The organism is Snodgrassella alvi (assembly GCF_040741455.2).
In the GTDB taxonomy this organism is placed as follows: Bacteria; Pseudomonadota; Gammaproteobacteria; order Burkholderiales; family Neisseriaceae; genus Snodgrassella; species Snodgrassella alvi_E.
The window spans coordinates 1,404,306-1,422,151 of record NZ_CP160328.2 but is presented as its reverse complement, the minus strand read 5'-3'; the positions used below and the strand labels follow the sequence as shown (position 1 = coordinate 1,422,151).

The 17,846-nt window shown below is 46.8% G+C and carries 16 protein-coding genes and 1 other RNA gene; 12 read left to right on the top strand and 5 right to left on the bottom strand.

Annotation, left to right across the window (positions count from 1 at the left end; genetic code table 11):
* Window positions 1–7 precede the first annotated feature (7 nt).
* On the top strand, window positions 8–1,144 hold the full coding sequence (locus tag ABU615_RS06500) for an acyltransferase (RefSeq protein WP_267408638.1): 1,137 nt from the start codon (window positions 8–10) through the stop codon (window positions 1,142–1,144).
* 89 nt (window positions 1,145–1,233) lie between these two features.
* On the opposite strand, the gene ABU615_RS06495 is transcribed toward ABU615_RS06500, so the two are convergent.
* Window positions 1,234–2,541 (bottom strand): MFS transporter, encoded by a 1,308-nt coding sequence (locus ABU615_RS06495; RefSeq protein WP_267408637.1) that lies wholly within the window; start codon window positions 2,539–2,541, stop codon window positions 1,234–1,236.
* Between the two features lie 606 nt (window positions 2,542–3,147).
* An RNA gene (gene rnpB / locus ABU615_RS06490) (RNase P RNA component class A) lies at window positions 3,148–3,504 on the bottom strand.
* A gap of 142 nt (window positions 3,505–3,646) precedes the next feature.
* Here rnpB and ABU615_RS06485 point away from each other — a divergent pair.
* The 3 genes from ABU615_RS06485 (at window position 3,647) to ABU615_RS06475 (ending at window position 8,475) form a co-directional block, all read left to right on the top strand.
* Complete coding sequence (locus ABU615_RS06485; protein ID WP_367490375.1) at window positions 3,647–5,488, top strand: ABC transporter ATP-binding protein; 1,842 nt, start codon at window positions 3,647–3,649, stop codon at window positions 5,486–5,488.
* Window positions 5,489–5,588: 100 nt separating this feature from the next.
* Window positions 5,589–7,286 carry a D-lactate dehydrogenase gene (gene dld / locus ABU615_RS06480; protein ID WP_100141091.1) on the top strand — a complete coding sequence of 566 codons (1,698 nt, stop codon included), beginning with the start codon at window positions 5,589–5,591 and terminating at the stop codon, window positions 7,284–7,286.
* Between the two features lie 199 nt (window positions 7,287–7,485).
* The gene (locus ABU615_RS06475; RefSeq protein ID WP_370386712.1) at window positions 7,486–8,475 is read left to right on the top strand and encodes an aldo/keto reductase; all 990 of its coding nucleotides are present in this window, start codon (window positions 7,486–7,488) and stop codon (window positions 8,473–8,475) included.
* Between the two features lie 32 nt (window positions 8,476–8,507).
* Here the strand turns inward: ABU615_RS06475 and ABU615_RS06470 are convergent, their stop codons facing one another.
* The gene (locus ABU615_RS06470) at window positions 8,508–9,407 is read right to left on the bottom strand and encodes a LysR family transcriptional regulator (protein WP_370386713.1); all 900 of its coding nucleotides are present in this window, start codon (window positions 9,405–9,407) and stop codon (window positions 8,508–8,510) included.
* Window positions 9,408–9,748: 341 nt separating this feature from the next.
* On the opposite strand from ABU615_RS06470, the gene mgtE reads away from it, so the two are divergent.
* On the top strand, window positions 9,749–11,182 hold the full coding sequence (mgtE, locus tag ABU615_RS06465; protein ID WP_367431905.1) for a magnesium transporter: 1,434 nt from the start codon (window positions 9,749–9,751) through the stop codon (window positions 11,180–11,182).
* 17 nt (window positions 11,183–11,199) lie between these two features.
* Window positions 11,200–12,045 (top strand): peptide chain release factor N(5)-glutamine methyltransferase, encoded by an 846-nt coding sequence (gene prmC / locus ABU615_RS06460; protein ID WP_267408632.1) that lies wholly within the window; start codon window positions 11,200–11,202, stop codon window positions 12,043–12,045.
* 88 nt (window positions 12,046–12,133) lie between these two features.
* Here prmC and ABU615_RS06455 read toward each other — a convergent pair whose 3' ends face one another.
* Together ABU615_RS06455 and ABU615_RS06450 are read right to left on the bottom strand one after the other, a co-directional pair.
* Window positions 12,134–12,784 (bottom strand): site-2 protease family protein, encoded by a 651-nt coding sequence (locus ABU615_RS06455; RefSeq protein WP_267408631.1) that lies wholly within the window; start codon window positions 12,782–12,784, stop codon window positions 12,134–12,136.
* Window positions 12,785–12,849: 65 nt separating this feature from the next.
* The gene (locus tag ABU615_RS06450; RefSeq protein ID WP_267408630.1) at window positions 12,850–13,470 is read right to left on the bottom strand and encodes an L-threonylcarbamoyladenylate synthase; all 621 of its coding nucleotides are present in this window, start codon (window positions 13,468–13,470) and stop codon (window positions 12,850–12,852) included.
* Window positions 13,471–13,677: 207 nt separating this feature from the next.
* Here ABU615_RS06450 and ABU615_RS06445 point away from each other — a divergent pair, with 207 nt between their 5' ends.
* The 6 genes from ABU615_RS06445 to ABU615_RS06420 all read left to right on the top strand — a co-directional run bounded on the left by ABU615_RS06445 (window position 13,678) and on the right by ABU615_RS06420 (window position 17,577).
* Window positions 13,678–13,830: a hypothetical protein gene (locus tag ABU615_RS06445; RefSeq protein WP_267408629.1), complete on the top strand. Its 153-nt coding sequence runs from the start codon at window positions 13,678–13,680 to the stop codon at window positions 13,828–13,830.
* A 9-nt stretch (window positions 13,831–13,839) separates the two neighbouring features.
* Window positions 13,840–14,061, top strand: coding sequence for a macro domain-containing protein (locus ABU615_RS06440; RefSeq protein WP_267408628.1), 222 nt, complete (start codon window positions 13,840–13,842; stop codon window positions 14,059–14,061).
* 78 nt (window positions 14,062–14,139) lie between these two features.
* Window positions 14,140–14,595, top strand: coding sequence for a GNAT family N-acetyltransferase (locus ABU615_RS06435; protein WP_370388715.1), 456 nt, complete (start codon window positions 14,140–14,142; stop codon window positions 14,593–14,595).
* A 305-nt stretch (window positions 14,596–14,900) separates the two neighbouring features.
* Window positions 14,901–16,037, top strand: a complete 1,137-nt coding sequence (locus ABU615_RS06430) for an RNA ligase RtcB family protein (protein WP_370388714.1) — start codon at window positions 14,901–14,903, stop codon at window positions 16,035–16,037.
* Complete coding sequence (prfH, locus tag ABU615_RS06425; protein ID WP_100141100.1) at window positions 16,037–16,645, top strand: peptide chain release factor H; 609 nt, start codon at window positions 16,037–16,039, stop codon at window positions 16,643–16,645. The genes ABU615_RS06430 and prfH overlap by 1 nt, the downstream gene beginning before the upstream one ends.
* A gap of 530 nt (window positions 16,646–17,175) precedes the next feature.
* Window positions 17,176–17,577 carry a GFA family protein gene (locus ABU615_RS06420; protein WP_267390894.1) on the top strand — a complete coding sequence of 134 codons (402 nt, stop codon included), beginning with the start codon at window positions 17,176–17,178 and terminating at the stop codon, window positions 17,575–17,577.
* Window positions 17,578–17,846 lie beyond the last annotated feature (269 nt).

Below are 17,846 nucleotides of genomic sequence, written 5' to 3'. Positions count from 1 at the left end.
CAGTATTATGCTTTATTCATACCAGATGTATGTCTGGATACTGGGATTATTATTACTATCTTGGATACTGTTCGGTTCACGGCTGTTTGCTTTTATGGATGCAGCCGAAGACCGGCGCGTTGAACGGTTGGATGGCCTACGCTTTATACTGGCATTTAGCGTCGCTATGCACCATTTTGTTTATAGTTACCATTATCTACATGGTCAACCATGGACACCCGCGGTATTTAGCTATAATCAGCTCAATCTGCGTATGGGTCCTTTCGGCGTCAGCTTATTTTTTATGCTGTCAGGCTACCTGTTTGCCCGAAGCAGTCCGGCTTCGTGGCTGACGTTTTACCGCAAACGCTTCCTGCGAATCGCCCCGCTGTTTTATCTTTCCTCCGCCTGTTGCGTACTGCTGGCACTGTATCTGCAACGGCACACATTCGTCAGCCGCGATATGCTGCTAAACCTATATTACTGGTTTGATGCCGGCATCAGCGGCATCAAACCCGCCCTGTTTGGCATGCAGGATGCGCGCCTAATAAACGCTGGTGTAGCATGGAGCTTATACTGGGAATGGGCATTCTATTTCTCCCTGCCATTGTGGTGTCTCCTACGCCAGAAAACTGGTTTGTTACCATTGGCATTGGTTGTCTTATTTATCTCAGCTTATGGAATCGCTGCATTCAATGCACAAAAAGCGTATTTTATTGCCTGCTTTGCCGTCGGCGTACTTGCCAGAGCGGTGTCCGACACCGTACAAGCACCCAAAAAAATGTGTGATTACGGGAGCGTGCTTATTCTGCTGCTGATTTTTAGTATCACAAATGGCCGCTACCAAATCAGCTTTCTCCCCTTGTATGGACTACTCTTTATCCTCATCGCGTTGGGTGGTGATCTTTTCGGATTACTGCGATTGAAAGCCTTCGTGCGGCTGGGTGATGCCAGCTACAGCATTTATCTGCTCCACGGAATAGGTTGGTTTTGTCTGAATAAAACCATACAGCTTAATACAATTAACTTGAGTCAGACCGAATACACTTTATTAGCTACCCTAGTATTGGTGAGTGTATTGATTATTTGCACGCTCACGTATCAGTATATCGAAAAACCGTTTATGGCCTCAGGCCGGCGTAAATCGCCGTGGTTAAAACAATAAAGTTCTTACACCAACAAACAAACTGTCCGAAATAGCTTAACTATTTCGGACAGTTTGTTTTGTAAAGTTGCAGGAATTGTCTACACGTATTAATTATCCCCATGCTGACTATCAGAATTTTGTAAAGTATCATGCACATGCTGCTCAGCACTATGTGCATCATATGGCGTGTCTGTAGCTGCATTATTACGCGGGTCGAGCTCAGCGGTCATCGGTCCCACATTACCCGATACCGGTACATAAACACTGCGCTGGGAAACCGGAACAGAGGGCTGCATAAACGCGTAAATTGCCAGCAAAGCAGCCATAATTGCATAAACGCTATAAAAACCGAAATGGTTAAATAGCTGCATCATTGTACCCAGCAGCAATGGTGCCACTAATGAACCCAGACCATATACAAACAGCAGGCAGCGGTTAACTTCCACCGTATTCATATTGGCTGGCAGTACATCATTGGCTCGTGCAAGCCCCAGAGCATACATGGGAAAGCCACTGCAACCGATAGCCAGCGCGATTACACATTGTGCCCAGATATTGCCCGGTAGAATGAGTAACAGCATCATGCCACTGATTGCTGCTGTCGTGGCGACACAGGCGCAGCCGAAAATGGTGCGCGGACGGCCAAATTTATTTGAGAGCCACGCAATAAATAGCTGAATCGTGAAGCCGCCCACCATTGCCGAGCCCAGAAAAAGAGAAACCTTAGGTAAACTGTAGCCCAGTTTCAGCATAAACACCGAGCCCATGGTAAAGAAGCCATTGATGAATATGCCGGCCATAAAGCAGGCTATCCACGCCAGCGGTACGATCGACAGCACATGCGGTAGACTAATCCGCTCTCGCTTTGGAATCTCCGGCTGCTTCATTCTGGTCAGTCCTACCGGCAGTGTCGCTGCTATCACCAATATCGCTGCCAGCGTAAAGATGTTATTACTGGACATATTCAGACTCAGCAGCAAGACACTGGTAGCAGAAGAAATGTAATACACCACTTCATATAAGGCCAGTATCTTAGCGCGTGTCTGTGGCACAGTACGCGCCGTAAACCAGCTTTCCACCACCATCAGCAAACTGTAATGACAAAAACCCAATACAGCACGCAGCACACCCCACATCCACAGCTGTTCCACCATCAGATGGGCGAGGGCGGCAATGGCAAACAGCGCACCAAAAACACTGAAGCTGCGAATATGACCAACACGCGAAATAATACGGTGGGAGACAATGGCGGATATAGTACCACCAATAAAAAAGCCAGCATTCAGCACCCCAATGGTGATATTACTGACTCCCATCTGGGATAGTTTCACCCCAGCCGAATTCAGAAACAGCCCGTAACCGGAAAACAGAAAAAAAATCGAACCGTACAAAGACAGAAACTGACGTGTATGCATGCTGATACCGAAAATTAAACAATTGCCAAGCCTGACATAAAACAGCTGTCAGTGTAAAGCTTGTTGCAAGCAGAATAAACGTTAAATTAACAGACAATGCAATGACCGCTCATACACCAGCCCCTGCTACAGCATGTATTACGCCTGAAGTTTAACCGCGCTTAATAATCGTTAGCATCGGCTGTAAGCAGTCTTAGCATGCAAACAAAAACCTAATTTTTCAAATACAGACAAATAGATACTGCCTGATGGTTATGTATGTTTTATAAATCAGGGCAATCGTGTCTAATACCTAATTTTTTCCGATTTGTGAACACTAGGTTCGCTCCATCAGCGCGAAAGTAAAACCATAATTTTGCGTTTTGTTGTTCTTATTACATATGTCTGACACTGGACAAAGATACAATAATTAATAAAGCAGCAAAGCAGATAATAAAAGGGTAAACGCAGTAGATTGAGTTAGTGAATCTGAAAGCTATCAGCACCCGACCCACACGATTTGCCAATCCGTACTCAACAGTGACAGCATTGGTAATAAATGATTAGCCGGTACATGGCTGCTAGAGAAAAAGTAGCCAGAGCAAAAAATTTAGAAAGATGCAAGGGCACATCAGACAACCGATAAGCCGGGTTCTGTCGTGGACAGTCATTCATCTGGGCGATACATTACTGTGCCGCTCAAGCAACCTACCCGAATGCTCGGCGAGCAGCGTCAGCGCATTCTGTTTGGTCTTGCTCCGAATGGGGTTTGGCCTGCTACACGTTGTTACCAACGGCACGGTGCGCTCTTACCGCACCATTTCACCCTTACCTGTGCTATGAAACATAGCCATCGGCGGTTATGCTTTCTGTTCCACTTTCCGTCGCCTCACGGCGCCCGGCTGTTAGCCGGCATTCTGCTCTGCGGAGCCCGGACTTTCCTCCATGCACTTAAAAGTACACAGCGACTGTCTGGTATGCTGATGTGCCGGCGCGATTTTAACACAAACCCTCAAAGCTGATTTATATTTCAGATTATGTATAATGATTTCATTCATCATTATTCCTGCTGTCCCCGCAGCGAGTACCGCCGATTTGGCACCATTATGCAGAAAGTTTATGCAGTATGTTACTGAACCGATTCTTCAGCTGGTTTGAAAACCGCATTGATGCATACCCTGAAACCTTGCCGCAGCCGCCAAAAAAAGGTGTACTGCCATTTATCTGGAGCTGTCTGGAAGGCGCGCGGCTGTGGCTACTGGTGATGGTTATAATGACCATAGGTACCGGGATACTAGAAGCACTGGTGTTTCGCTTTCTCGGCACCGTTATCGATTGGCTGGGGGCGTATGCACCGGCCAGATTGTGGCCGGAAAAAGGCCACGAACTGCTGCTAATGGCAGCGGTCATGGTGTTCAGCATATTCTGGTCTTTCCTATCTTCCAATGTACAGTTTCAGACGCTTCAGGGTGCCTTTCCGATGCGCCTGCGCTGGAATTTTCATCGTCTGATGCTTGGCCAAAGCATGGGTTTTTATCAAGACGAATTTGCCGGACGCGTGTCAGCTAAAGTGATGCAAACGGCCTTGGCGGTGCGCGACACTGTGATGTCAGTAGCCAATATGCTGGTGTATGTGCTGGTATATTTCGTCACCAGCGGCATCATACTGGCCGGTATGGACGGTTGGCTGTTGCTACCCTTTATCATGTGGATTGTGCTGTTTGTACTGGTATTGCGCTTTCTGATTCCGCGCCTATCCAAAACGGCACAGCAGCAGGCAGATGCACGCAGCCTGATGACCGGACGCATCACCGATGCCTATACAAACATTGCCACCGTGAAACTGTTTTCTCACAGCGCGCGTGAAGCAGCTTATGCCAAAGCTTCCATGCAGGAGTTTCTGGTTACAGTGAATGCTCAGATGAGGCTGGCAACTTTGCTAGACAGCCTGAGTACCGCTATCAATATTTTATTGGTGGTCAGCTCAGCTGGTCTGGGCATCTGGCTATGGATAAACGGGCAAGTGGGAGTCGGCGCCATTGCCACCGCTACGGCTATGGCCTCACGCATCAATGGGCTGTCACGCTGGGTAATGTGGGAAAGTGCGCGCCTGTTTGAAAACATTGGTACCGTTGAAGACGGCATGAACATCTTATCCCGTCCTCATGCCATAGTCGACAAACCTAAAGCCTTGCCATTAAAAGTAAACCACGGCGCCATTGATTTTGAGCATATCAGCTTTGCCTACAGTGCTGACAAACCCCTATTAAACGATTTTAATCTGCACATCCGCGCCGGCGAAAAAGTCGGTCTGGTCGGACGTAGTGGTGCAGGTAAAACCACACTTACTAACCTGTTACTGCGGTTTTATGACGTGCAGAGTGGGCGCATTTTAATAGACGGGCAGGATATCCGCGATGTCACACAAGACAGTTTGCGTGCTGCACTAGGGCTCGTTACACAGGATACATCGTTGCTGCACCGTTCCGTGCGGGACAATATTGTCTATGGCCGCCCTGATGCTTCTGAATCAGCCATGCAGCAGGCGGCACAGCAGGCCGCTGCAGACGGCTTTATTCCGGGTCTGAGCGATACCCGAGGACGACATGGCTATGATGCACACGTCGGAGAGCGTGGTGTGAAACTGTCCGGTGGCCAACGTCAGCGCATTGCTATTGCGCGGGTGATTTTAAAAGATGCGCCGATTCTGCTGTTAGATGAAGCCACCAGCGCCCTAGATTCAGAAGTAGAAGCCGCGATTCAGGAAAACCTGACCCGTCTGATGCAGGGCAAAACTGTAGTGGCCATTGCACATCGCCTATCAACCATTGCCGCCATGGATCGACTGATTGTCATGGACAAAGGACAGATAGTTGAGCAAGGCACCCATAGCGAGCTACTGGCTCGAAACGGTGTTTATGCCATGTTGTGGCAGCGCCAGAGCGGCGGTTTTTTGCCTGAGAACTGAATATAACCACTGCACCACAACTCTTTTCGTTAACATATAACTGTTCTACAATGGCTGCAATTGATTTTGAATAATTAACGCTATAACAAGGAGAAGTCGTATGGATGTCCATACACAGTCACAACTGATTCAAACATTACAGGGGATAGTTGGTAACGAGCACACCCTTACTGATCCTGCGCACACCTTGCCATACCGGCAGGGTATTCGGTTTGGTGTGGGCAATGCGTTAGCCGTCGTGCTTCCGGGCACACTGGTTGAACAGTGGCGTGTGTTAAAAGCCTGTGTCGAAGCCGATGTAATTGTCATCACCCAATCTGCCAATACCGGGCTCACCGGTGGTTCCACACCGGATGGCAACGATTACGACCGGCCAATTGTGATAGTCAGCACCCGTCGGCTGGATGGTATTCAGGTGATTGAAAATGGTGAACAAGTCGTGTGTCTGCCTGGCAGTACCCTCTACCGGCTGGAAAAAGAACTGAAAAAATACCAGCGCGGCCCGCATTCTGTGATTGGTTCATCCTGTATCGGAGCTTCAGTAATGGGTGGCGTCTGCAATAACTCTGGCGGTTCGCTTATTCAGCGTGGCCCCGCTTATACCCAGATGGCGGTTTTCGCCCAGCTAGATGAAAACAGCCAGCTACATCTGGTTAACCACCTTGGCATAGAGCTGGGAGACGATCCCGAAACCATTCTGACTAATCTGCAAAACCGCCATTACACCGAAAAAGATATCAAACGCGATGCAGGTATGGGGCATGACCACGACTACCGCAACCACGTACGCGAAATAGATGCCGACACACCAGCGCGCTTTAACGCCGATCCTGCGCGCCACTATGAAGCTTCCGGCAGTGCCGGTCGTCTGATGGTTTTTGCCGTACGTCTGGATACATTCCCACTGGAAAAAACCTCTGCCGTATTCTACATCGGCAGCAATGATACTCATGAGCTAGACGACATCCGTCGCCATATTCTCGGTACCTTTAAAAATCTGCCGGTATCCGGCGAATACATGCACCGCGAAGCTTTTGATATCGCAGCGGTATACGGCAAAGACATATTTGTAGCCATCCAGAAATTCGGTACCGATGCGATGCCGCGTCTGTTTGCGTTCAAGAATTTCGTCGACCGCACCATGGCCAAAATTCCGTTTTTTCCCAAGAATTTCTCTGACCATTTTGCCGTATTCATCTGCAAATTCCTGCCCCAGCACTTACCGCAGTCCATCCGCGATTATCGAGACCGTTATGAGCATCACCTAATATTGAAAATGGCAGATGAAGGCATTGCCGAAGCTGAAGCATTTTTAAAAACCTTTTTTGAGCAGAAAAGCGGCAGCTATTTCCGCTGTAACGAAAAAGAAGCCGAAGCTGCCATGCTGCATCGTTTTGCCGCAGCCGGTGCCGCCACTACCTACCGCAATGTGCACAGCGATACCGTAGAAAACATTGTTGCACTGGATGTAGCTTTGCGCCGCAATGATACAGAATGGTTTGAAACCTTACCTGACAGCATCAATCAGCACTTTATCCATAAAATGTATTACGGCCACTTCTTCTGCCATGTATTCCATCAGGATTACATCGCCAAAAAGGGAACTGACTGCAATAAAGTTGAAGACGAAATGCTGGTACTGCTGGATCAGCGTGGTGCACAATATCCGGCGGAACACAATGTCGGACACCTGTATCATGCCAAGCCGGAATTAAAAAAATTCTATCGTCAGCTTGATCCAACCAACAGCTTCAATCCCGGTATCGGTAAAACCTCGAAAAAGAAATACTGGGCGTAAACTTTTCCCCTCTCAGCCACCGGCCGGCAATATCGGACGGTGGTTTTTTTTCAGCCGCGAAACTGGTTGCCATATTCTGCACATATTTATGAATGTTATTCATAAGCCTATAAACATCACAATACTTAATCCGCACATACACACAGAGTAAGCTGCGTCAAACGACATCTTTAGTTTAACAGACATAAAGGAAAGAAACATGCAGCAACGTTATCTCGGTAAAAATAGGCTAGCCGTATCTGCTCTGGGGCTAGGGTGTATGGGATTAAGTCATGGCTACGGACCAGCTACCGACATTCCTCAAGCCATCGAGCTGATTCGGGCTGCCGTGGCACAAGGTGTCACTTTCTTCGATACCGCCGAAGTTTACGGACCGTATCTCAACGAAGAGCTAGTGGGGCAAGCATTAAAACCTTATCGTCAGCAAGTGGTGATTGCCACCAAATTCGGTTTCACATATGGAGACGACAACAAACAGCAAATACTAAACAGTCATCCTGAAACCATCCGCAAGACCGTAGAAGGTTCCTTGAGGCGTCTACAGACAGATGTTATCGATCTGCTGTATCAGCATCGCGTTGATCCAGATGTACCGATTGAAGAAGTGGCCGGAACAGTCAAAGATTTGATTGCAGAAGGCAAAGTGAAACATTTCGGCATGTCTGAGGCCGGTGCCGCCACCATTCGCCGTGCTCATGCCGTACAACCGCTTACCGCCCTGCAAAGCGAGTACTCCATGTGGTGGCGGGAGCCGGAAAAAGAAATCATCCCCCTTCTCGAAGAGCTAGGCATAGGTCTGGTGCCATTCAGTCCACTTGGTAAAGGTTTCCTGACCGGTACCATCAATGCTTCCACCGCATTCAGTGCAGATGATTTCCGCCGGCGCGTACCCCGTTTTGCTCCAGAAGCACTGGCCGCTAATGAAAAACTTGCCGCTCTGGTGCAGAAACTGGCACAGGCTCATCAGGCCACCGCTGCCCAGATTGCACTGGCCTGGCTGCTGGCACAAAAACCATGGATTGTTCCGATACCGGGCACCACCAAACAAGACCGTTTGAAAGAAAATCTGGGTGCTGCTGAAATTCAGTTGTCTGCAACAGACATAGCTGATATCAATCAGGCGCTTAATCAAATTGCCGTAGTTGGTGACCGGTATCTTCCCGAGCAACAAGCTCGAGTAGGACGCTGACCCACCAACCAAATAAGGAGCATTGCCGCTCCTTATTTTGTCAGCCGTAAAGCATCAATCATCAGCGCAAAGGCCCGTGGATGCCTCTGCCGGCTCGGATAATACAAGTAATAGCCAGGAAAAACTGGGCAATAGTCTTTCAGTACCTGAATTAGCTCACCATTGGCCACCATCTGCGATACCATATCATCCGGCACATAAGCCACCCCAAATCCGGATAAGGTTGCATCAATGCGTTCCGGTAGCTGATTAAAAGTAAGCTGTCCGTTTACCTTAACCCGCATCGGCCGGCCATCCTGAATAAATTCCCACTGGTATAACTTATTGGCGCTAGGTAAACGCACATTGATACACTGATGGTGCTGCAAATCAGCCGGTGTAGCGGGCATTCCATGTTTCTCAAAATATTCAGCCGTCGCCACCACAGCAAAGCGTATATCTTTACTCAGCCTCACCGCCACCATATCTTTATCAACACTTTCTCCTAAACGCACTCCAGCATCAAAACCATTCTGCACAATATCCACAAACTGATTATCAATAAACAGTTCTACATTAATCTGTGGATACTGCTTCAAAAATGGCTTCAGCCTCGGCCAAAGCACACTGTGAGCAGCATGTTCACTGACAGACAGTCGAATATAGCCACTAGGCGTACCATTTTGTTCAACCAGACTTTGCAAAGTTTGCTCCAACTCATCTAAGCGCGGTTGCAGACTAGAAATAATCTGTGCCCCCAGAGCTGTAGGCGCCACACTGCGAGTTGTCCGCGTTAAAAGACGAATTTGCAATTTTTGCTCCAGAACTTTAATTGCATGGCTAAGCGCAGACTGCGAAATACCCAGCTTACTTGCCGCGCGGGTAAAACTTCTTTCTTGGGCAACAGTTAATAAATATTGAAATTCATTGAAATGTTCTTTAAGTATTTCCATTTCTCACCCTGCATAGCGCACATTTCATTTTTAAAATATTGATAAATAGAAGCCACAAACAGAGCACAAGCGCATCTACAACATTAGTAACTCATCTAGTGGCTATAAAAATGCGTTCAAAAATAAAAAACCTCTGCCGCCTAAAGAAGCTTTGAACCGGCTAAGTTCTGAAACAGCAAGCGCATACACTCAAAATCCGTGTACAATACCCGCAGCCACAGCCTGCCGCAGCAGGCTGTTAATTTATCATATCAGGACAGCACTGTTGTGACAGGATAAACTATCTATATGCAGACGTATTCATCTGCTCTTCGGTGCACACCAATTAGGACGACTCAATAATGGAAAGCCATAGCAACATCAGCGAGCTGGAGCGCCTGCATCTGGATACCGACCACATCTGTGCGCTTGTAGCGACCCTGTTACCGGTTGCTGAGCATATTCATTCTCCCACCCAGTCCTATTTACAGACTCCGGAACAAAAACAGGCCCTGAACGAGCTAATAGACGCCCTGCATGAGCTTCATCCGGCGGACATGGCTACCTTACTCGAATCTCTGCCATTACAAGAACGTATGCTGGTATGGCGGTTGGCTACCCCGACAGAAGACGGCGAAGTATTGCTCGAAGTATCGGATCCAGTACGCGAAACTCTGATTGAAAACATGGCGCAGCAGGAGCTGTTGGCCGCGGTTGGCAATCTGGACGCCGACGAGCTGGCCGAACTGGCACCCGATTTACCTAAAGAAGTTGTTTACGAAGCCTTAAGCAGTCGCGATGAAGAAGAGCGGGCACAAATTACCTCAGCCATGTCGTTCGAAGACAATCAAGTCGGCGCCCTCATGGATTTTGAGCTGGTCAGCATCCGCGCGGATGTGACCTGTGAAGTGGTACTACGCTATCTTCGGCGCTTTGAACGCCTGCCCGACCATACCGACAAAATCTTCGTAGTCGATAACTATGATGTCCTACAAGGCGTCCTGCCCATACGTAGTCTGCTGGTTGCCGACCCTGATTTACTCGTTTCCAGCGTTATGGCCGATGATGTGGTGACTTTTCGTCCAGAAGACGACGCCGAAGAAGCCGCTGCTGCGTTTGAACGTTACGATTTGGTTACCGCACCTGTGGTAGACAACAACCTTAAACTTATCGGCCGCATCACCGTAGATGAAATGGTAGACGTTATTCGCGAAGAATCCGAAAATGACATGCTGAACATGGCCGGTTTGCGCGAAGAAGAAGACCTGTTTGCCCCCGTTATCGATTCCGTCAGAAACCGCTGGATATGGCTAGCAGTTAACCTATGTACCGCTTTCATCGCCAGCCGTGTGATTGGCATGTTTGAAAATTCAATTGAAAAAATCGTTGCACTGGCTACCCTCATGCCGATAGTAGCCGGCATAGGCGGCAATTCCGGCAACCAGACCATCACCATGATTGTGCGTGCCATGACTTCCGGCCAGATAAGCAACAGTCAGGCGTGGCGACTGCTGCGTAAAGAAGAGGGCGTCGCACTGGTAAACGGCCTGATATGGGGTTCAGTAATGGGGCTCGTGTCCTATTTTCTCTATCACAGCGTTGGTATAGGACTGGTGATGGTAGCAGCAATGACGCTGAATTTGTTACTGGCAGCCACCGTTGGAGTACTAATTCCAGTGTGTATGCAGAAATCCGGCCGCGATCCTGCGCTTGGTAGCAGCGTGCTGATTACCGCAGTTACCGATTCCGGCGGGTTTTTTATCTTCTTGGGGCTGGCCACCTTATTCTTGTTGTAAATCGGCTGTAACAGAATATGACCAAAACCAATATCCCAGTTACCCTAGAAAGTTGGTTAAACAACTCCGGTCTGCCGCGGTTGGAAGCACGCATGCTGCTCCAGCACGTACTGACAATAAGCCATAGCCACATAATAGCCCATGGCACACAGCTCCTTAGCAACAGCGAGTTGGCAAGTTTGAATCAACTGTGTCGGCGAAGGCTAGCAGGCGAACCACTGGCCTATCTACTCGGTTGGCGCGAATTCTATGGCCGGCGTTTTCAGGTTTCAGAAGCAGTGCTGATTCCTCGTCCAGAAACAGAACATCTTGTCGATGCAGTACTGGCGCATTTGCCGGCACAGGGCACCCTTTGGGATTTAGGTACCGGCAGTGGTGCCATCGCCGTAACTATAGCCTGCGAACGACCTGATGCACAAATATGGGCGGCAGACATCAGTGAGGAAGCACTGGCAGTCGCACAAGCCAATGCCAGCGCGCTGCAAGCGCAAGTGCGGTTCGGGCAGGGTTCATGGTATCAGGCACAGCCGCAGCCAGCGCCCCACAGCGTGGATGTCATTGTCTCCAATCCTCCCTATATCGACGCCCAAGACCCGCATTTGCAGCAGGGTGATTTACGTTTTGAACCACAGCAAGCACTTACAGATAATCACAATGGTCTGAGTGCTTTCGAAACCATTATTGCCGGCGCCCCAGATTTTCTGCGGGCGGATGGATGGTTGCTATTCGAGCACGGATATGATCAAGGGGAGGCAGTGCGAAATATATTATTGCAGTATAAATTCAGAAAAATCCAGACGCTTGCCGATTTGGCCGGTCTGGACAGAGTGACATTGGGACAGATAAAGAGCGATGCGCCATAATCAACTATTCACATATAAAACCATTAGGCCATAGAAAAGATTCTATGGCCTAATAGCTAGTATGATTACCAGTATATAAACAATTTGCTTAGAACAGACTAACAATAAACAGCATTAGTGAAGTAACAAAGTTAATAAATGGCTGCAAAATAAACATCAGCAAACCACTGATAATCAAAAATAAAATTATCCACGTTCCATATGGAGCCAGCTTTCGATACTGCATCGAAGCGCGGGGTGAGAGAAAACTATCAATAAACTGAGCACCCGGTTGAGGGGGAATCGGTAGCAGGCTGAAAAAGCAAAATACCGCATTAAACCGAATACCCATTAACCCCATTAGCGCCATCGGTTTTTGGAAATATTCAGGTACCCACTGACTAATAATCATCACAACTGCCCAGCATAGGCACATCAGAAGATTAGCAAGCGGGCTGGCAATGGCTACCAAACGTTCACCTTTACGTCTGTTTCTAAAATTGCGTGGATCAATCGGCACTGGCTTAGCCCAGCCAACCATCAAATAGCCCTGTAAAACAATCATCGTGAATATTGGAATAATAATGGTGCCAATAATATCAATGTATTTAGCCGGATTCAGGCTTAGCCTACCCATTGTTTCTGCTGTACGGTCACCACAAAAACGTGCCATATATCCACATGCTGCTTCAGAGAGCGTAATGGCCAGTAAAATAGGCAGAATTGCCAGAACAAAATAAGCCCAATCAAAGTTTTGCAAGGTAAAATCCTTCAGATGCTAAAATAAACAACCACTGTGGGTAAAACATAGTACCAGCTTGTCCATTACAAACCAAATACAGCAACATTCCCCTTACCGGCTCGTACCAGATCAATTCCATCGGTCATATCAATTACCGTAGTCGGCTCTGTACCACACCAACCGCCATCAATCACCAGATCAACCTCATGTTCCAGCTGGTCACGAATCTCATAAGGGTCAGTTAAGGGTTCATTTTCATGGGGCAGCATCAGTGTGCACGACAGCATCGGCTCCCCCAGATTCTGCAATAGCGCCAAAGCAATCCGGTTGTCCGGTACCCGCAACCCAATAGTTTTACGTTTCGGATGCAGCGTGCGCGCCGGTACCTCTTTAGTGGCTTGCAAAATAAAAGTATAACTACCCGGAGTAGAAGATTTCAGCAGCCGGAACTGACTGTTATCCACTTTGGCGTAAATACTAAGCTGACTCAGATCATGACACATCAACGTCAGATGGTGTTTCTGGTCAATACCACGGATACGCAGAATCCGTTCCATTGCCTCCTTATTACCTAGCTGACAGCCCAACGCATAACAGGAATCAGTTGGATAAACAACCACACCACCATGGCGTACAATATCCGCTGCCTGTGCAATCAAACGTTCCTGCGGATTGTCAGGATGAATAGCAAAAAACTGAGCCATACTCGTCTTCCTTATTTCACATTTATTACAATAAAGAGCTATTCTAAACATAAGCCTGTCAAACTGACAGGTAAAATATGCCAATTGCTGATAAAGAAACATGACTGACCGTAAAGCGGTACAGCCAGCATAAAATTGCGCTGCAAAATTTACAGCATTTAAAGGGGAAACTCATCATGCAGCTTGAAATTATTCTGGGAAATTTACTTGAACAACCGGTCGAGGTCATCGTCAACACATGGAATCGCAATATTATTCCGTGGTGGTTACTGTTGCCGCAGTGGGGTATCCGATGCCATCAAGAAAAAAGCCGGCTATGCCCCTTTTCGCGAACTTGGCCGAACAGGTGCACTTAAATAAGGTTCCGCAGTGGTAACCAGTGCCGGTAAATTGCCTTATCAAGCCATTATCCACGTAGCCGGTATCAACATGTTCTGGCGTGCCAGCGCCTATTCAATTCGTACTTCAGTTATTTCTGCCATGCACATAGTCAATACCCGCAATTATACTTCAGTCGCCTTTCCTCTGATTGGCGCCGGTTCAGGTGGCTTTAGTCCAGAGCAGGCACTGCAATTTATGCAGGAAACATGATTACCAATTGAAACTAACGCACGGGTAATTATTGTAAAATATGTGTCCCCTAAATCACATTAGTAGAAAAATTATCTAATGTTAAATCAAATTACAATCATCCGAGCAACATCAGAACAGCTTGATGATACCATCATGCTTTTTGCCAGCTATCGACAGTTCTATGGCTTGACGGACAAACAGACAGCAAGCAGAAATTTTATTCAAGAAAGACTGGAAAAGCAGGATTCCGCCATCTTTATTGCCTATGATCAACAACAAGCTTGCGGGTTTGTACAGCTATATTTCTCCTTTTCTTCATTATCCGTATCGCCCACAATCATACTCAATGACCTATATGTCCCTGAAAACCACAGACAAAAAGGGATTGCCACACAACTGATGCAATACGTCACACAATTTGCACGTGATAATGGCTACAGTGGTATTTCATTGTGTACCGCCAACGACAACCACAAGGCAAGAGCCCTTTATGAACAGGCTGGCTATCAGATTGATGAACAATTTGTTTATTATTTTTTAAACTTAAACTAAGGCCAACAAGCGTGCCGAAACAGCCACAACGCACCAGCCGACCAGAAAAAAACAACTGAATATTTGACGGCCAGTAGAAGCTGATTTAAAGTACCGCACACATCAAATTATCCATATTGCAACGGAAAGGAATCATTATGTTTGTACTACCTATCCCTTGCAGGTCAACCCAGGGCTAATCACCTCCTGATCCTTGGCTTCGGCCTGCCAATTTCTTTACAGCACGTTATTCCTGTTCATTTCTAATAAACAAGGATGACAACGCCTGCTTATTATTTAAATAAAATAAATTGGAATGGATCAGAATGGGCAATTCTATTCAGCAGCCGTCTGCCGGCATCACCCTCATTGTCACCACCGAACTGTGGTTAGAGGGCGAAGCCGTCCGGCAACTACACACAACAGCAGCACTGCCTGACATCAGCTATGCAGCCGCTATGCCGGATATTCATCCCGGCCGCGGCTATCCCGTTGGCGCTGCTTTTTTTACTACACAACTTATTTATCCAGCACTGATTGGCGGCGATATTGGCTGCGGCATGTCATTATGGCAAACATCACTTAAAACCCATGCCATGAATCAGGCCAAACTAATCAAACAACTGGGCAATCTAGACCAGCCACTGAGTGCATCAGAATGTATCAGCCTCTGGCCAGATATACAGCCGCTACAACAGCATAACTTTGCATCCGGCACCATAGGCGGAGGCAATCATTTTGCCGAATTACAAATGTTGGATACCATTTATGTAGCGGAAATCGCCAAACAAATCGGTTTAAATAAGCAGCACCTGCAACTAATGGTACACAGTGGTTCCCGCGGACTCGGTGGTGCGATTCTGGACAAACACATCCGTCAGTATGGTCATCAGGGCTTAATCGCAGACAGTGAAGCCGGTAAATCCTATCTTACACAGCACAATCAGGCACTGGCCTATGCACGGCAAAATCGGGAACTGATTGCCCGCCGCATACTGACAAATCTGCGTGCACGAGGGCAAAAACTAGCAGACATCAGCCACAACTTTATCGAAGCGGCCTGCATCCATGGCGAAAGCGGCTGGCTGCACCGTAAAGGTGCAGCACCTGCTACCCAAGGGCTAGTCGTGATACCGGGTTCGCGCGGCGATTACAGCTATCTGGTTCAACCATTGGATACCCCAATCGCCCTTTACTCCCTCGCACATGGTGCAGGACGCAAATGGCAGCGTTCAGCCTGCAAAGGCAGACTATCCCGACGTTATACCGCCGAACAGCTAAGCCGTACTGTCCATGGCAGCCGTGTGATTTGTGCTGACCGTGAACTTATCTATGAAGAAGCACCGCAGGCCTATAAATCAATCGACAGCGTCATTACTGCCATGGTGCAGGCTGAATTAATCCGGCCAATAGCTCGTTTCAAGCCAGTTATCACCTATAAAGTAAAAACGGAGAAAAAATAATGCTGCTTTTACAATTATCAGCGGCTTACGGACCGGCTGAATGCTGTCTGGCCGTAGCAAAAGCACTGGCACGCCTGCAACACGAAGCCATAGAGATTCAGGTTGAAATAGACATATTGGAGCAAGAACAGTCAAAGCATGGACTTCACTCAGTACTGCTTGCTCTTAATGGTGAGCTAGAAAGATCCTTAGCTAAACAGTGGGTGGGAACCATTCAATGGATTTGTCCCAGCCCCTACCGCCCAAAACACAAACGTAAAAACTGGTTTATCGGAGCCGCGTGTTACGAGACAATTACTCAGCATCAATCTGATGAAATTATCTTTGACACCATGCGTGCCTCCGGTGCGGGAGGTCAGCATATTAACAAAACAGAATCGGCTGTCCGAGCCACCCACCTAGCCAGCGGTATCAGCGTAAAAATCCAGACTGCACGTAGCCAACATACCAATAAAAAACTGGCTGTTCTACTGCTACAACACAAACTGGCGCAACAGAAACAACAGTTATACGCCAAACACAAAGCAGAGCGTCATCAGCACCATCATCAAATAGCGCGCGGAAATCCCACACGAATATTTATCGGACAGGATTTCAAACCTTTATAATGTTTTAGACCAGTGCATCCATCGTCTATAAAGCTGATTACTTTATTTTCATAGTACACAACTGAGCTTACAGCACATAAGCTCAGTTGAATTAATTAAACCAAAGAAAGAGATAATCAAAAAAGTGTTTTTCTGTGGGGTAGGAGAGTCAGACAACAAAAAATAGTTGTGTAACATTTCTCCATATACCTGAAAAAAGTAATTAAAGCAAAACGAATAGCATGATTCATTTCACATTCTGATTTATTCACTCTATCGAATAAAATGTTTAGCACAATCAAAGATTCTTGCCTCAATTCATTCGATTTAATCCACAATGTTACGGTGATAAATACGCATCAGTACAAAAACCAGTCAGCTTAGCAGTGATAATAATATTGAGCACAGAAATCACCGACTACAGATTCAGATAAACCCTCTCACACAAAAATCTAGTCAATAAAGAAATGTTTAGCGTCAATCTGATAATATTGTGCCAGTGTCAATGCGCCAAAAGATAGCAATTTACAGGAAAAGTACTGGAGAAATATATGCTGACAGGAAGCTGTTTATGTACTGCAATCCAATACCAGATTGCCATGAGTGACCAAATTGAAAAAATGGTCTTCTGCCACTGTCAACGCTGCCGCAAATGGAGTGGTTCCGCATTTAATTCAGCGGTTCAAATAAACAGCGATGCTTTCACAATCCTATCAGGTCGGGATAAGCTAAAAAAATTTTCAGTTAATGGCGTAAACCGTTTTTTCTGTTCTGAATGTGGATCAAACCTCTATACTTCACGAGACAGTATGCCAAATATTTATCGTTTGCGTGCTGGCACACTAAATACAGCAATTTACCCCCAGCAAAAAATACATATTTACACTCAATCCAAAGCAAACTGGGATTCTATCTGTGATGGTGGCTTACAATTTGACGAAAATATAATATAACGAAGAAATAAAAATATATTCAAATCACAGAGACAGCTCAGCACAAAAAAGACATAAAAATACTTGTGTTTAAACCAACACAGAAAAATTCTGTATTCAAAAAAAGAACATTTAAGGAAATTAATGTAAATAAGCCATAAAAAACAGGTGTTAACCATAGTCTGCCGCAAATATAACAGCTACAGTAAACACATCATGGTATCGATAAAACCATGATTGCAAAAACCAAAAATGCAAATCATGTTGGACTAAAGCCACCGCACAGACAA